This window comes from Thioclava sp. JM3, assembly GCF_002213185.1.
Lineage (GTDB): Bacteria > Pseudomonadota > Alphaproteobacteria > Rhodobacterales > Rhodobacteraceae > Thioclava > Thioclava nitratireducens.
Genome location: NZ_NBOB01000003.1, coordinates 294,417 through 308,433, shown reverse-complemented (window position 1 = coordinate 308,433; position 14,017 = coordinate 294,417). Strand labels below are relative to the sequence as shown.

General features: G+C 65.4%; 17 protein-coding genes. 11 read left to right on the top strand and 6 right to left on the bottom strand.

The window, feature by feature from the left end; genetic code table 11:
- Nucleotides 1-241: 241 nt before the first annotated feature.
- From B6V73_RS07400 to B6V73_RS20760, 3 genes are all read left to right on the top strand, one after another.
- The gene (locus tag B6V73_RS07400) at nt 242-1,423 is read left to right on the top strand and encodes an MFS transporter (RefSeq protein WP_088724905.1); all 1,182 of its coding nucleotides are present in this window, start codon (nt 242-244) and stop codon (nt 1,421-1,423) included.
- A 143-nt stretch (nt 1,424-1,566) separates the two neighbouring features.
- Complete coding sequence (locus B6V73_RS07395) at nt 1,567-2,154, top strand: BON domain-containing protein (RefSeq protein ID WP_088724904.1); 588 nt, start codon at nt 1,567-1,569, stop codon at nt 2,152-2,154.
- Nucleotides 2,155-2,339: 185 nt separating this feature from the next.
- Complete coding sequence (locus tag B6V73_RS20760) at nt 2,340-2,498, top strand: hypothetical protein (protein WP_157771597.1); 159 nt, start codon at nt 2,340-2,342, stop codon at nt 2,496-2,498.
- Nucleotides 2,499-2,531: 33 nt separating this feature from the next.
- Here the strand turns inward: B6V73_RS20760 and B6V73_RS07390 are convergent, their stop codons facing one another.
- Nucleotides 2,532-3,032: a sigma-70 family RNA polymerase sigma factor gene (locus tag B6V73_RS07390; protein WP_233243130.1), complete on the bottom strand. Its 501-nt coding sequence runs from the start codon at nt 3,030-3,032 to the stop codon at nt 2,532-2,534.
- A gap of 372 nt (nt 3,033-3,404) precedes the next feature.
- On the opposite strand from B6V73_RS07390, the gene B6V73_RS07385 reads away from it, so the two are divergent.
- Together B6V73_RS07385 and B6V73_RS20950 are read left to right on the top strand one after the other, a co-directional pair.
- The gene (locus B6V73_RS07385) at nt 3,405-3,632 is read left to right on the top strand and encodes a hypothetical protein (RefSeq protein WP_088724903.1); all 228 of its coding nucleotides are present in this window, start codon (nt 3,405-3,407) and stop codon (nt 3,630-3,632) included.
- Between the two features lie 124 nt (nt 3,633-3,756).
- The gene (locus B6V73_RS20950) at nt 3,757-4,101 is read left to right on the top strand and encodes a hypothetical protein (RefSeq protein ID WP_199224674.1); all 345 of its coding nucleotides are present in this window, start codon (nt 3,757-3,759) and stop codon (nt 4,099-4,101) included.
- Nucleotides 4,102-4,159: 58 nt separating this feature from the next.
- On the opposite strand, the gene B6V73_RS07375 is transcribed toward B6V73_RS20950, so the two are convergent.
- On the bottom strand, nt 4,160-4,429 hold the full coding sequence (locus B6V73_RS07375) for a hypothetical protein (RefSeq protein WP_143597882.1): 270 nt from the start codon (nt 4,427-4,429) through the stop codon (nt 4,160-4,162).
- A gap of 484 nt (nt 4,430-4,913) precedes the next feature.
- On the opposite strand from B6V73_RS07375, the gene B6V73_RS07370 reads away from it, so the two are divergent.
- The 3 genes from B6V73_RS07370 to B6V73_RS07360 are packed head-to-tail and all read left to right on the top strand — an operon-like array spanning nt 4,914 to nt 7,838.
- Nucleotides 4,914-6,020 carry a mechanosensitive ion channel domain-containing protein gene (locus B6V73_RS07370; RefSeq protein WP_088724901.1) on the top strand — a complete coding sequence of 369 codons (1,107 nt, stop codon included), beginning with the start codon at nt 4,914-4,916 and terminating at the stop codon, nt 6,018-6,020.
- 27 nt (nt 6,021-6,047) lie between these two features.
- Nucleotides 6,048-7,019, top strand: coding sequence for a Gfo/Idh/MocA family oxidoreductase (locus B6V73_RS07365; protein WP_088724900.1), 972 nt, complete (start codon nt 6,048-6,050; stop codon nt 7,017-7,019).
- Between the two features lie 21 nt (nt 7,020-7,040).
- A complete protein-coding gene (locus B6V73_RS07360) occupies nt 7,041-7,838 on the top strand; it encodes an SDR family oxidoreductase (protein WP_075775579.1) in 798 nt (265 codons plus the stop codon).
- Nucleotides 7,839-7,921: 83 nt separating this feature from the next.
- Here the strand turns inward: B6V73_RS07360 and B6V73_RS07355 are convergent, their stop codons facing one another.
- A complete protein-coding gene (locus B6V73_RS07355) occupies nt 7,922-9,538 on the bottom strand; it encodes a Na/Pi symporter (RefSeq protein ID WP_088720232.1) in 1,617 nt (538 codons plus the stop codon).
- Nucleotides 9,539-10,026: 488 nt separating this feature from the next.
- On the opposite strand from B6V73_RS07355, the gene B6V73_RS07350 reads away from it, so the two are divergent.
- Nucleotides 10,027-10,362, top strand: a complete 336-nt coding sequence (locus B6V73_RS07350) for a DUF1992 domain-containing protein (RefSeq protein ID WP_088720231.1) — start codon at nt 10,027-10,029, stop codon at nt 10,360-10,362.
- 31 nt (nt 10,363-10,393) lie between these two features.
- Nucleotides 10,394-11,305 carry a CPBP family intramembrane glutamic endopeptidase gene (locus B6V73_RS07345; RefSeq protein ID WP_240504113.1) on the top strand — a complete coding sequence of 304 codons (912 nt, stop codon included), beginning with the start codon at nt 10,394-10,396 and terminating at the stop codon, nt 11,303-11,305.
- 25 nt (nt 11,306-11,330) lie between these two features.
- Here B6V73_RS07345 and B6V73_RS07340 read toward each other — a convergent pair whose 3' ends face one another.
- From B6V73_RS07340 to B6V73_RS07330, 3 genes are all read right to left on the bottom strand, one after another.
- Nucleotides 11,331-12,158: a DUF6544 family protein gene (locus B6V73_RS07340; RefSeq protein WP_088724899.1), complete on the bottom strand. Its 828-nt coding sequence runs from the start codon at nt 12,156-12,158 to the stop codon at nt 11,331-11,333.
- A 78-nt stretch (nt 12,159-12,236) separates the two neighbouring features.
- Complete coding sequence (locus tag B6V73_RS20755) at nt 12,237-12,434, bottom strand: hypothetical protein (protein WP_088720228.1); 198 nt, start codon at nt 12,432-12,434, stop codon at nt 12,237-12,239.
- Nucleotides 12,435-12,495: 61 nt separating this feature from the next.
- Nucleotides 12,496-12,720 (bottom strand): DUF465 domain-containing protein, encoded by a 225-nt coding sequence (locus tag B6V73_RS07330; protein WP_168174875.1) that lies wholly within the window; start codon nt 12,718-12,720, stop codon nt 12,496-12,498.
- Between the two features lie 189 nt (nt 12,721-12,909).
- On the opposite strand from B6V73_RS07330, the gene B6V73_RS07325 reads away from it, so the two are divergent.
- Nucleotides 12,910-13,842: a hydrogen peroxide-inducible genes activator gene (locus tag B6V73_RS07325; RefSeq protein WP_088724897.1), complete on the top strand. Its 933-nt coding sequence runs from the start codon at nt 12,910-12,912 to the stop codon at nt 13,840-13,842.
- Nucleotides 13,843-14,017 lie beyond the last annotated feature (175 nt).

Here is a 14,017-nt window from a genome sequence, read left to right as displayed (position 1 = left end):
GGGCGCGGCTGTCTCGAACAATTGTTGGGTTAAGCCCATTACACGCTCACGCCTTTGTGGGCGGGCGGAGGCTTGCCGACGCGAATGGGGCAACGCGGCGGGTTGCGCTCAATCCGAAGGCTCCAGGAACAAGTTGCTGCCCACTTTGTTCCAACGGCCGTTCGCCGGGATCGACCCCCTGACGACGCGCAACAGCAACGCATGACGCGGGCCGCATTCGGCCCGGACGGAGGGTTTAGCAATCACTTTCTTTCGGAGTCTTTCAGCCGCCGGTTTCGCGGCGACCGCAATCAGCTACGGCCCCGGCCGCATGGGGTTCGGCCTCTTCGTGCCCCAATTCTCGTCCACATTCTCGATGTCACCCTCCGCGGTGGGCACGGTGTCCAGCATCGGCTTCGTGGGGTTCTTCCTCGGCCTGCTCGTCGCCCAGTTTTTCCTGAACCGCCGGGGACCGGAATTCCCAGTCCTGACCGGATTGAGCGCGGCGACCGCCGGGATGGCGATTGTCGCACTTGCTCCGACTGTCGGCGTTCTGGCGCTCGGCATCTTCCTCGCGACTTCGAGCGCCGGCTTTGCCTGGACCCCCTTCAACGACGCGGTGCACCGCAAGGTCAGCGACTTGGACCGCCCGACCGCGCTGTCGCAGGTCAGCACGGGCACCAGCGTGGGGATCATGGGCGCAGGCGCTTTGGCCCTGGCAATGGTCGTGATGGAGTTCGACTGGCGGATCTGCTGGTCGGTCTTCGCCGGGGCGAGCGCTCTGGCACTTATTGGCAACTGGGCAGCTCTGCGCCAGGTGGACAAGGCCCCCGAGGAGGCCCCCGATCGGAGTTGGGGCGACCTTCTCAATCGGTGCGCGCTGCCCCTTTTCTCCATCGCCTTCGTGTTCGGCATCACCTCCGCCGTCTACGTCTCCTTCGCGGCAGACCGCTTCGCGCAGGCGGAGTATCCCGGGCTTCCCGAAGACGCGACGCCGTCCGTCCTCTTCCTCTTTTTCGGCTTCTTCGGGCTGAGCGGTCTGTTCACGAAGCGGGCGCGGGATGCGGTCGGTCTGAGCCTGCTGGTGCGTATCCTTCTTGTGGTCGCAGCTGTATCGCTTGTTTTCGCAGCGCTCGAGCCCGGAAATTGGGTCGCGCTCGTCGCTTCCGCCGCCCTGCAGGGGATCAACGTGATGATGACGAGCGCGGTGCTCGCCTTCTGGTCCGAACGTCTATTCCCGTCCTTCCCCGCGCTCGGCTTTACGGCGACGCTTCTGGCGACCGCTGCGGGCAGCGTGATCGGCCCGGCGATCGCAGGCATGGTCGCCGGGAGCTTCGGGCCCGCCGCGATGTTCTGCGGAACGGCGGCGATCCCGCTCCTCGCCGCCTTGTCGTTGCGCACGAGGTTCGTTGTGGAACGGCCCGCGAGGATGGTGGCGACCTGAGAGGGAAGGCGCGCTGCCACCCCTGCCCCGCGTAATCGCGGCGCGCTGCATTCCGCAGCAGGCAGGAACATATCGCGCCAGCTCCTGTTCCCGGCTCAGACCGCGCTGCTTTGCGCGGTTGCCAAACACGAGAGGAGAAGCTCATGTCACGGCACTATGACGATATGACCGAAGAAGAGGCCCGCCGTGCCCTGTCGCGGCGGCACCACCCAGACGAAGGCGACCCGGAAGACCGCAGATCTCGGCTCGAACAGTACGGCTATCCAGCGGCGCCGATGGCTGGAGGCTATGCTTGGCCATTCCTCCCGCCCGTCTACGGCGGAGCACCTTACGATCCGGACCCCTATTGGCGGGCGCGACCAGCGCGGCGGCGCGGCGCAGGACGTGAAGCGCACGGCGGACGGAGCTTCATGGACCGGGCCGGCGACGAGGTCGCTTCATGGCTGGGGGACGAAGACGCCGAAGCGCGTCGGGAAGAGGATCATCGCGGGCGCGGCCCGAAGGGTTACCGGCGCTCGGATGCCCGGATCGAGGAAGATGTTCACGACCGGCTCACCGACGATCGGCTGGTGGACGCGCGCGAGATAACCGTCAGCGTCGCGGATCAGGAGATCACGCTGGACGGCTACGTGGACTCCCGCCGCGCCAAACGCCGGGCCGAAGATTGCGCCGACAGCGTCTCCGGCGTCACCCATGTGCAGAACAATCTGCGTGTCCGGACGGCGGAGTGACGCTGTCGCAGCAACGAAACGCAAAGCGCGGCGGCGCCGTCGGGCACCGCTGCGCCACGCCCCGGAATGGCCGGGTGCGCCATCGGTGTGAAGCCTCGCCATGGATTGCGCTTATCCGACGGAGGCATCCGCCAAATATAAACCGGTTTGCCTCGACCGCCGTAAAAGGCATAAGGAGGCAAGGCATGGAAAAAGAGCACGACAAAAAGCCTCCAGGCGAGGATTTGGATGAAGCGCTCCGGCAGCAGGCAGGCGAGGTCTGGAACAAGGACGTTCCCGAACGCCTCGTGTCGCTGGCACGACGCCTGGGCAAACGCCTCGATGAACGCGACAAGCCCGAGTAATCGGCGCGATCCGCGGCAACCTAGGGTTCATCTCTAATCTTCGAGGGGATCGTTCGGCGCGCGGGCTTCGAGGTCTTCGACCACCATCGCGCGTGCGCGGTTGGCGCGGCTCTTCACCGTTCCCATCTCGATACCGAATAGATTTGCCGCGTCCTGGTAACTTTCCCCCAGCATCACGACGACGATCAGAACCTCGCGGTAATGACGCGGCAGGCGTTCGACGGCACGCATCAGCTCGCCGCCCCGGACCGACCAATCCTGCGTGGCCGGCGTCGACAAGGTGGTCGAGACGCAATCCTTCTTGCCTGTCGTCGAGCGTTTCGATTTCGCGATGTTGTTGAGGAAGGTATTGCGCATGATCGTCATCAGCCACGCGCGCAGGTTGGTCCCGGATTGAAAGCTGTCGACCTTGTCGATCGCCTTGACCAACGTGTCCTGAACCAGGTCGTCCACGTCCTCGTGCCGCTTGGTCAGCGCCCAAGCATAAGAGCGCAGCGCCGGTATGAGTTCGATAATGTCGCGTTCCTTGCTCACGCCAACCTGTCCTTCTCGTTGAGGACTCAATGAAACGCGAGGGGGCGAAGTTCCTGCCGAGCGAAGTGTGAGCAGCGACCCGCTGAGACGTTGGCGGCAATGCGGCTCCCTCTAGCTGGAAAAGTCTGGTTCAAAATGTGCTCGGGCCTAAGCGGCGAAAACGCAGGAAGTTCCGACAGAAAGCCAGAATAAGTCCCGCGCGAACGTCGGGGACAGCGGTTGTCCGGTCCGACCGGCAATCGAGCGCTGTGCGGTGACGCGGTTGCAGAAAGGTCAGCTTCGCGGCTTGCTGTCACACCCCAAGGGCCGCGCAAGCAGGAACCGAACAGGTCAGCCGTTTGTTGATTTCCCGAACCAGACAGGAGACACGCCATGAAATACGGATGGAGACTTCTTTTCATTCCGCTCTGGGTGCTCTGCATTGCCGGAGCCGTTGTGACCGCCTTTCTCGCATTCGACTGGATGAACTGGCAGGCCTTCGTCGTGGCAGCCCTGATCGGTCTGCTGGCGGGCGTTCCGGCGGGCCTTTGGAACACGTTCAAGGTCAGACGGGAGGACCCGGACTGGAACCGGTCGCCCTCGCGCAGCGGCATCACCTGAACCGGCTTCGCGCCCCTGCCGGATGGCGTTGGCGCGTTCGCCGGTTTCGGCTTTTACGCAAGGCAAATCCAGTCTCTCCACGCGACAGGCCCGTCGCCCACCCGAGGACCAAGGAAGGCGTTCGATGACGAACAAGGAAGATATCGAATACGTGGACGGCAAGGCACGTTCAGGGTCGGCGGAAGCCAGCCAGCTACGCGAGACCATCGACAAAGGCGGCGCGGGTGACAAGGTGGGGTTCAGCGACCCCGCCGCCGCGCCTCTCGGCACCGATGACGAGGCGGCCGGCACACCTCCGAGCCCCGATCAGGTACGTATGGCACAGCGTCTGGAGGGCCGCCGGTCGGAGGCGGAGGTCGAAAAGCAGACCCCGGCCGAACGCAACAGCGGGATCAGCAAGTGGACCGCCGTCGCGATCGCCGTCGCGGTCCTTGTCGTCCTCGTGGTGACGTGGATGTGGATCGGCTGACTCGCCCGATCCGCGCGGATCCCGCGCAGTCCGTCGGCGCGGCCGAGGGCCCGGGCCCTCAAGACCAGAGAAAATGCAGCGCGCTACCGATTGCGCCACCGACCACGGCCGATATCCCGGCAACGAAAGTGAGGCGCCTCTCATGCGCGCGGCGGCGTTCATCTGCCTGTCGATGAATTTCCATGCGCGCGATCCAGACTTCGTGGGGATGTGCTTCCGCGCCGAGCGACGAACTGAGGTAGAGATCTGCGAGCGGAAACCCCTTCACGCGCTCAACTGCGATTTTCACATCCTCGGCCCGGTTCATGTCCAAGCCCGTCAGGGCCATCTCGACCATTCTATGGGACACGGCCGGGTCGGCCTGCTCCCCCTCCAAATGAGTCTCCATCTGCAAAGCCTTCCATCATCAAAGCCCCAGCAAGCCGCCTGCCGCAATTTTAGGCAACGCGTAAAATTGTATCCCTGACAATCGCTCACCGAAGAAGGCCCCCATTTCCCGCCGGGGAAAATGCGGCTGCGACAAGCGCCCTCAGCTCTATTGAACCTTTTTGGGAAACCGAAGCGGCGAACGCGGGTTGGCTCTGCATAGGCAGGGGATTTCGAAGATCCCCTGACGTAACGCGGCACGCAAGGACACGCTCCGATCGATCCCCATGAGTCAGGAGGCACACGCGTGGAACATGCGACGTTCGACCCGGGCCTGATCGGCCACGTTTCCCGCGCGGCCGGGTTTACGCTCGGGCTCCCCGTCCCTCGTGAGCGCAAAAGCGAGGCCGATGCGCTCCGCTCTGTGAGCGGAGGCGGGTGACGCCATGGTGCTTGCAGGTCGCATTTCCGACTTCATCCGGCGGACGATGGCCGGAGGGCCAGACTGGCTCGGGCCCGCAGTCGTGCTTCTGGGCGCGCTCCTGCTGTCCTTGCTGCTGCATTGGCTGCTTTTCCGCGCCCTTAGGCGCTGGGTGGACGCGGGCAGCGGCATGGCGGGCTCGGCGCTGCGACAGGCAAAGAGACCGATGCGGCTGGCATTTCTGCTCGCGGCATTGGCGATCGCGGTGCCGCGCACCGACCTGCCGTGGCGGTTGCAGGACGTATTGGGGCACATATTCCTGATCCTCCTGATCGTGCTGATCGGCTGGACCTCGATCCTGCTGACCCGAAACCTGAGCGACCGGGTTATCCGTCGCCAGCGGATGGACCTCGATGACAACCTTGCCGCGCGCAAACTGGTGACGCAGTTTCGTGTCCTGCGGCGCACCGCGACGATCCTGCTGACCATCTTTACCGTCATGGGCGTGCTGCTGACCTTCGAAACCGTACAGAAATACGGCGTCAGCCTGTTCGCCTCGGCGGGCGCGGCGGGCCTGATCCTCGGGCTCGCGGCGCGCCCGGTTCTGGCCAACCTGATCGCGGGCATCCAGATCGCGATCACTCAGCCGATCCGGCTGGAGGACGTGGTGATCGTCGACGGCGAATGGGGCTGGATCGAAGAGATCTTTGCCACTTACGTTATCGTGCGGATCTGGGACTGGAGACGCATGGTGGTGCCGCTGAGCTATTTCATCGAACAACCGTTCCAGAACTGGACCCGCGAAAGCGCGTCGATCATCGGCGCCGTGCACTGGTATCTCGACTACACCGTGCCCGTGACCGAAGTGCGCGAAAAGCTCGAAGAGATCGTCCGCGAGTCGCCGCATTGGGACGGCCAGGTGATCAACCTTCAGGTCACCGATGCCGACAAGGACACGATTGCGCTGCGCGGTTTGATGAGCGCACGCACCTCGCCGCAGGCTTGGGACCTGCGCTGCGAAGTGCGCGAGAAGCTGATCGCGTGGCTGCAGGAAGCCTACCCCGAGGCGCTCCCGAGGATGCGCGCGGAACTCCTTTCTTCCCCCGCTGACACCGGCGCGTCGCCGGCCTGATCCGCGACCGACCACAGGAGAGCTGCCATGGATAACGACATGAACATTTCGACCCTTGCGCTGCTTGGCGGCGCGCATGTTCATCTGCCGGACCACCTGCAGCAGATGAAGGCGCGCGGCTTTCGTGTCGGCTACGTGCATGATCGCGATCCGGACCGCCGCGACCGGCTTTGCGCCGAGCTTGACGCCAAGCCCCTCGCAACGCTCGACGCCCTTCAGGGGCTGCAAACGGCGGGCGCAGTCGTCTGCAGCGAGACAGCCCACCATGCCATCGATATCGGAGCGGCGCTGTCTGCGGGGCTGCCGGTCTTTTCGGAGAAGCCGCTCGCCGGTAGCGCCCGCGACGCTGAGGCCGTGGCGCAGCACTCCGCGAAGGCCGAAGCGATACTGCACACTGCGTATTTCTTCCGAACCGTGCCCGCCCTGCGCAAGGCGAAGGGTTGGGTCTCCGAGGGACGGCTGGGCGAGGTACGATCGGCGAGAATGCTTTTCAATCACGACGGCGGCTACGCGGACTGGCTGAATCTCGACAGTTGGATGACCGACCCGGAGCTTGCCTGCTACGACGGGTTCGTCGACGAGGCGGTGCACGCGATCGACGCCTTGCAGTGGATACTCGGGCCGATCCGCGAGGGACATGCGGGCACCGGCAACGCGCTGGGGTGGCCCTTGAACGATCACGGCGCCGCAATCCTGCGCTTTGCGAGCGGCGCCACCGGCGTTGTCGAAGCGGGCTGGACCGACACCCGGATGCGGCTCGAACTGGACCTCGTGGGCGATGCTGGTGCGATTTCACTCAAGGAAGGCGAGATGACGCTGACCCCGCGCGGGGCCGAGAGCCCGACCGAGCGCATGGGGCTCGATCCGCTCGACGCGGGCACCGGAATCCTGCCTTTCCTGAGCGCGCTCGAAGGCCGTGCCGCACCGGGGCTGGTCTCGGCCGCCGAGGCGGCGCGCGTCAACCGGGTGCTGAACGATCTCGGGCTTCGGCTCAACTGAACACGCGAAAGGAGCACGACGATGGATTATGGACTTCAAGGCAAAACGGCCCTGATCACGGGCGGCGCCTCGGGCATCGGCAAAGCCGCCGCCAGAACGCTGCTGGCCGAGGGCGCGCAGGTTATCCTCGTGGACCTCAAGGGTGACGAGGTGTCCCGCGCCGCCAAGGAGCTCGCCCACGGCACCTGCGCGCTTCAGGCCGACCTGCGCGATCCGAACCAGATCAAGGGTCTCGCCGCCACCACGCAAGAGCGCTTCACCATGCCGGACATCCTCGTCTGCGCGGCCGGTGTCACCGGCGCCAAGGGGCACCCGCTCGAGATGACGGACAGCGACTGGCACGACGCGTGGGAGAGCGATTTCATGTCGGTCGTCCGCACCGTGCGCGCCTTCGAGCCGACGATGGAAAACCGCGGCTGGGGTCGCGTCGTCATCCTCTGTTCCGAGAATGCGGCGCAGCCCTACGAGAACGAGGCGGTCTATAATGTGGCCAAGGCGGCGCTTCTGAATTTCGCCAAGGGGCTGAGCGGGGTGGCCGCGCGCCGGGGCGTGCTGGTCAATTGCGTCTCGCCCGCCTTTATCGAGACACCCATGACCGATGGGATGATGGCCCAGAAGGCGGATGCGGAAGGCATCAGCCATGACGAGGCTGTCCGGAGCTTCTTGAAATCGGATCGCCCGTGGCTGGCGCTGGAGCGGCGCGGCAGACCCGAGGAAGTGGCCGCGACCATCGCCTTCCTGTGTTCCGAGCAAGCCAGTTTCGTTGTCGGTGCCAATTACCGCGTGGACGGCGGCTCGGTCGCCTCCATCGCCGTGTGACGGTCGGGGGTCGAAGACGCGCTTGGTGCGTAGATCAAGCCGTCGCCGGAGGGCCCACGCCGCCATGGCAATACGCCTCAGGATCAGGAACCGGCGCTAAGCGGCGAGTCCGCCTCGGGAGAGGCGACCGCCACATGCCCCAGCTTCGCCTGCACCTCGCGCTCGTATTCGCCGACGCGCTGGACATTGTGCATGATCCGCGCAAACCACCGCATCGCATCAGTCGCCTGAAACGTCTCCTGCATCGTGTAGAGCCCAACATGCTCGCCCAGCAACAGGCCGCGCCGGTGCCGCGCGAGGCGATGGGCGACCGGGTCGGCCATCCGCGCCATGCGCTCCCCGATCTGCGGCAGATCGAGCGGACGTTCGGGTGACAGGCAGGCGGCGAACCATTGCGCGGGTCTGGGCGTGATCTTGCCGCGCAACAGGATCGGGATGTAGCCGCGGTGCTCGGCCTGCTCCACCAGACGCATGAGATGGTCGGCCTGATGCATCAGCGCGGCGAAGGCGGCGGCTTCGGCGGGCCGGTCTCGCGGGACCGAAATCTGCGCCATGTAATCCTTCAGGTCATCCAGAGCGATCGCGATCCGTGGCCCCAGCGTCGACATCCGCCGCAGATCGCGCGCGCGGCCGATCGCCAGCGAATAGGCTGCGAAAATCTCTTGCGCGGCCCAGATCACCATGGAATGCGCCGCTTGCATCGCGGCCCCTTCGTCGCTCAACAGGCGCCGGTCCAGTTCCGGGGGCGCCCGCCCGCCGAGATCGGGCCGCAATTTCGCGACGAGCGTGGCGAATTGGCGAGTAACGGGAAGAAAGACCAGCGTTCCCAGCAGGTTGAACCCGGTGTGAAACAGCACGAGCGCCGTATCGACCCCGGTTCGCGCCGCCAGCCCCTCCAAAGGAGCCGCGACCAGTTGCAGGAGGGGAAAGGCGATCACCATCGTTCCGCAATTGAACAGCAGGTTCGCGATCGCGGTCTGCTGCATCGCGCGCGATCCCCCGAGGGCCGCGATCAGCGCGGTGAAGGTGGTGCCGAGGTTCATCCCGATCACCGCCGCAGCCGCCTGGATCAGCGGCAGCGCACCGTTGCTGACCAGAACCAGCACAACCGCGATCGCCGCCGAGGAGGATTGCATCACCACCGTGACCGCGAGCCCCAGCGCCGCCATCGCGAGCAAGCCGCCCACCCCGGTTCCGGGCGTGCGCTCCACCGTGATCCAGGCCTCCGCCCCGGACATTCCCTGCTGCATCATGTCGAGCCCAATGAAGAGCAGGCAGAACCCGGCGAGGACGCGCCCGATGCGCGCCGCCCGGCCATGCGAGAGAAACAGCGTCAGGCTCGCGAAGAACAAAAGCCCCATCGCCACCGCGCCCAGTTTCAGCTTGAAGCCCACCAGCGACACGATCCAGCCGGTGACCGTCGTGCCGATATTGGCGCCGTAGATCACGCCGAGCGCTTGCGGGAAACTAAGCAGTCCCGCGCCGACGAAGCCGACCGTCATCACCGTCGTCGCCGAAGACGACTGGATCACCGCCGTCGTCACCAGACCGCTCGCGACGCCCTTCAGCGGCGTGGTAGTGAACCGCGCCAGCAGGCGGCGCAGATTGGACCCGGCGGCTTCGCGCAGCGCCTCGGTCATTATCTTCATGCCGAGCAGGAACAGCCCGACTCCGCCAAGTGCCGCCAGTGTCTCCGACATGGTTCTCCATCCCTCGCGATCGAGCATGCGGCCGCGCGACACGGAATTCAAGCGCCGGCAGGAACGCCTCGCAAGGTTCTGTTTTGCCGGATGAATTCGTGACCGTCTGGCGTCGAAGACGGCAGTGCACCTTCGGCGCGCCCCGCAGTCGCGGGCTAACCGCGGGCGATGAATTCGAAAGAGCACTTCATTCCGGGCTTCGGCGCTTGAGGTTTCCTATCTACATGTCTCGCGGGGGCACTCCGCTGTTGCGTGACCCCTCGATGAACGCCGACCCTTAGTCGCAGCTATGCGTGCGAGTTGCAGGTCGGCGCGGCGGTCGCGGACGGGCTTTGGGAACTGCCGCAATTCGCGCGACTAGCCTGAGCCCGCGCGCCGCCCTGTCACAGGTTTCGCACGGAAGTCTGAGTGTTGGCATCGCCAGAAGTGGGCTATGCTCGCGAGGGTACCGCGCCTCCCGCGGTGCTCGGAAACGGTAGGAACGCGGCATGAGCCAATCCCTGAACCGCCTCGTCGAGCGGCAAATCCAGAAGGCCCTTGCGGAGGGCCAGTTGAGCGGGCTTTCCGGCGAGGGCAAGCCGCTCCCGGATCGCTCGGGCGAGGCATTTACCGACATGGCGACCGCCGTGGCCGCCCGGATCATGGCCGAAGCCGGCGCGCTGCCCGAGGAGTTCAAACTCAAGAAGCTGCTGGAGGCGGCCAAGCAAAGCTACCGGGAGGCGGAGGGAGACGAGGCCAAACGCGTCGCTATGGCGCTGATCGCCGATCTGGAACAGCGCTACAACATCGCGGTCGAGGCGCGGCGGCGGTTCATGGCGCCGTAGGACGCGCCGGGTCATCGTTGGCGCGATGCGCTTGACCCAGAACAAGGATTTCGGCGCGGAAAATGACGATGGTCGGGCGGCCCCTGAACACACATCCATGGTCAGCCAAATGCCAGTCGCACCCGAAGACCTGCCCCTGCACGCCACCGCGCGCGCCTTGCTCGCCTTTCTCGCGCTGACCTTCGCGATCACCTGGGGCGTGATCGGCAGCTACATCTTCTTGTCCGCGGAAATGACCGCGCGGTTCGGCCAGATCAGCGGCTCCCACCCACTTTTCTTCCTCGCAACCTGGGCTCCGGCAATCGCAGGGTTCACGGTGGTCTTGTTCTCTGCCGGGCTTGGCGGCTTGCGCCGGTTCCTGTCGCGCCTTCTGATCTGGCACTGCCCGGTCTCGTGTTGGGGCTTCATCCTGCTCGTGATCCCGCTCGTCTTCATGGCGGGCTCACTGATCAAGGGCGGGCCCCTGCTTGCGCCGATGCCGCCCGAGGGCGTGGGCGCGACGGTCAGCGTGATGTTCATGATGCTGCTTCTCGGACCTATCGAGGAGTTCGGCTGGCGCGGCGTCGCACAACCGCTCTTGCAGCGCCATGTCGCCCCGTTCTGGGCCGGCGTGCTGATCGGCGCGATCTGGGGCATCTGGCACCTGCCCGCCTTCTACCTCGCCGGCGTGGTCTTCGCGCAGTGGAGCTACCTGCCCTTCTTCATCGGCAATATCACCCTCGCGGTTCTGGTCACGCCGATTTTCAACGCGGCGCGTGGCAGCCTGCTGCTGCCGATGCTGTTTCACTGGCAACTCATCAATCCGTTCTGGCCGGATGCGCAGCCTTGGGACACGTGGATGCTGGTGGGCGTCGCCGCGTTGGTCGTCTGGTGGAAGCGCGAGAAGATGTTCACGCGCGCGGGCGCCGTGACTGAAGTGGTCCCCGGTGAGGCACGGCCATGAGGCGATGTGGCACAGGCAGACACAATCACTTGGGAAAGCGGATTTCGGTCACATCGACGAGGAAGAAGGGGAAATAGTCCTCGGTTTCGAAGTTGTTCCCCGCTTCCACATGGGTCGGCAATCGGAACCCGTCGACATTACGGAACTCCGAGAGATAGCCGCCGAAGGGCTGAAGGCGGTAACGCTTTTGCGGGTTCGCATTGCTCCAGCGCTGGAAGCAGACCTGCTCCGGCCGGCCACTCTCGGCGACGGTGAGGTCGACCGCCTGCTCCAACCCGTCATGCCGCATCGTCATCCGGGCGATGTTCCTCGAGACCGGCTCCCAGGTCACATTCGGGCCCGGCAGCACTGCCGCGGGCGTCCAGAACACTGCCTCGGCCACGTAGCGACCGAAGGCGGAGCGTTTGTGATCCGGGTTGCCGCCGAACCGGGCCACGGGGGCGAACCCGGCGACCCAGAACCGGGTCCATTTGTCGCTGTCGGAGCCGCTGAGGCGCATTCCACCGGAGCCGCCCGACATTGTCCAGACAAAGCCGTGCGGCGCGGCGAGCACCTGCGTGGCGCGCATCGGCATGTAGCCCGGCGCGGATTTGTCACCCATGCCGAACTGTCCGTGCATCTCCAGCCGTGCGACGGTGTAAAGCGGCGTCCCCTCCGCGATGGCGAAGGTGAAAAATCGCCGCGCGGGCTCTGGAAGACCGGCGACCATATCGGCAGAGAAGCGCGGCGGATCGACAGGCTGCGATGCGCTCAGTCGCGCCATCTCTGCGCGGTCGGCGCGCCGATCGAGACGCCGCCTCGCGAAAAGGCCGAAAAGCCCGATGGCGAGGATGGCGAATATCCAAAGAGCCATGCAGCTTCCCTACCTTTCCACGCTCAAGCGACCACGCGGCAACCGCCGCATCCCGAGCCGGATGATAGCATGAAGCGATCAGCGCAGGGCACGCCCTCTGACCTCTGCGTCCCGTTCGCACGGGTCATCGAAGAGATCGAACCACGCCTCGGAACATGTTGCGCGCGCGACCGGGGCGCGCCTGATATGCCTGTGACACAGCGCCTCTTCCAGCTCGGAAATCTCCGCGCTCTTGAGAAAACGGTAGGGGAGGAACGGGTCGGTTCGGGATGCCATGTGAATTCCTTTCGCGAAAAGGGCCCCGTCACGCGCGCGCCGGGACTGGAGAAAAACGATATCAGCCGGGCAGACGCCGACGCGCGAGCGTACGCAGCAGCTCCTCGTAGCGGCCCAGCTCGTCCTTCAGACGCAGGCGACGCCGCTTGAGCCGTTGCAGAACACTCATGTCGCGCCAGGCCCGTTTCTGCTCCTGCTCCACACGCGCATCGAGGTCGCGATGCCGCGCCCGCAGGGCTGCGATACGGGCCGCGATGGCGGCATGGGTCCGATCCGAAAGGCTCATCTCTAAACTCCTGTAAAGATTTGGATTCACTCGTGCCGAGGGGAGATCCTCGCGGGGAGACTGCGGGGGGACACTATCCGCCGCCTCCGTCATTCGCGCTCCCTCAAGGCCCCCTCGACAGATCAGAGTTGGGGTTGCGGGCTGGTAAGCTCAATCCTAAGTATCCTGAAGTTATGATCGGAAATTCCTATGGATAAGCCGCGCCTGCCGACCCTGCGCCAACTCGAATATTTCCGCGCCCTCGCGGATGCCGGGAACTTCCGCAAAGCGGCCGAGCGTGTCGGCGTGAGTCAGCCCTCGCTGAGCCAGCAGATCGTCAATCTCGAGGACACGCTCGGTGCGGCCCTCGTCGAACGCGGACGCAGCGGCGCGGTGCTGACGGCTGCCGGGCGCGAGGTGCGCGCGCGGATCGACGCCATTCTCGACGAGGTCGCAGCCCTTGCGGGCCTTGCCGAACATACACGCGCGGGCCTTGCCGGGACCTATCGGCTCGGGGCATCGGCGACATTCGGGCCCTATCTGCTGCCGAGCGTGGTGCGACGGCTCCACGCCGAGCACCCCGAGCTGCGCCTGTTCATCCGCGACGGGCAGCCGAGCGCCCTGCTCGACGATCTGCGCGCGGGCCGCCTCGATCTGGTCCTGACGCAACTGCCGGTGCTCTCGTCGGATTTCACCGTCACCCGCCTGTTCCGCGAACCCCTCCAGCTTGCCGTCGCCAGGGATCATCGCCTCGCGGAGAAGACAAACGTCGAGGATGCCGATCTCGCGGGCGAAACGCTGCTCGTTCTGTCGAACGGATTTTCGCTGCATGCCCAGCTTGTCGAGCTGGCGCGCGAGATGAAAACCACCCTGCGGCAGGATTACGAGGGCAGCAGTCTCGATGCGCTGCGCCAGATGGTGGCGATGAATATGGGCATCACGCTCCTGCCCGCGCTCTATGCCCATTCGGAGGTCGAGCAGGCCGGACGGGATATCGCCCTCGTGCCGTTCCGGCGCGGGCGGGTGATGCGCTCGATCGGGCTGGTGACCCGGCGCAGCGCGCGCATTCCGCCGGTCTTCGCCGACGTGATCCGCGAGGTCGTGCGCACCGGTTTTGCGAAGGTGCTTCAACCCGAGAGCTGATTGCCGGGACGCGGGCGACAGGGATGCGGTCACGCGCCCGTGAAATTGCAGTTCCGGCCCCCTGCCCCTATCGTGCCGCGGCAACCGCCGAGCAGGCGCGCAGGACTGGCCCCATGGGAAATTCCCGACTGGCCCTGTCGCACCGGCAGACCACGAACACAAGCGGGCCGCGACC

Bases quoted from the DNA above. Each gene is read 5' to 3' on its own strand.
- B6V73_RS07325 (WP_088724897.1), top strand. From the start codon at position 12,910: ATGGATAAGCCGCGCCTGCCGACCCTGCGCCAACTCGAATATTTCCGC.
- B6V73_RS07340 (WP_088724899.1), bottom strand. From the start codon at position 12,158: ATGGCTCTTTGGATATTCGCCATCCTCGCCATCGGGCTTTTCGGCCTT.
- B6V73_RS20755 (WP_088720228.1), bottom strand. From the start codon at position 12,434: ATGGCATCCCGAACCGACCCGTTCCTCCCCTACCGTTTTCTCAAGAGC.
- B6V73_RS07330 (WP_168174875.1), bottom strand. From the start codon at position 12,720: ATGAGCCTTTCGGATCGGACCCATGCCGCCATCGCGGCCCGTATCGCA.
- B6V73_RS07395 (WP_088724904.1), top strand. From the start codon at position 1,567: ATGTCACGGCACTATGACGATATGACCGAAGAAGAGGCCCGCCGTGCC.
- B6V73_RS20760 (WP_157771597.1), top strand. From the start codon at position 2,340: ATGGAAAAAGAGCACGACAAAAAGCCTCCAGGCGAGGATTTGGATGAA.
- B6V73_RS07370 (WP_088724901.1), top strand. From the start codon at position 4,914: ATGGTGCTTGCAGGTCGCATTTCCGACTTCATCCGGCGGACGATGGCC.
- B6V73_RS20950 (WP_199224674.1), top strand. From the start codon at position 3,757: ATGACGAACAAGGAAGATATCGAATACGTGGACGGCAAGGCACGTTCA.
- B6V73_RS07365 (WP_088724900.1), top strand. From the start codon at position 6,048: ATGGATAACGACATGAACATTTCGACCCTTGCGCTGCTTGGCGGCGCG.
- B6V73_RS07375 (WP_143597882.1), bottom strand. From the start codon at position 4,429: ATGGCCCTGACGGGCTTGGACATGAACCGGGCCGAGGATGTGAAAATC.
- B6V73_RS07385 (WP_088724903.1), top strand. From the start codon at position 3,405: ATGAAATACGGATGGAGACTTCTTTTCATTCCGCTCTGGGTGCTCTGC.
- B6V73_RS07360 (WP_075775579.1), top strand. From the start codon at position 7,041: ATGGATTATGGACTTCAAGGCAAAACGGCCCTGATCACGGGCGGCGCC.
- B6V73_RS07355 (WP_088720232.1), bottom strand. From the start codon at position 9,538: ATGTCGGAGACACTGGCGGCACTTGGCGGAGTCGGGCTGTTCCTGCTC.
- B6V73_RS07350 (WP_088720231.1), top strand. From the start codon at position 10,027: ATGAGCCAATCCCTGAACCGCCTCGTCGAGCGGCAAATCCAGAAGGCC.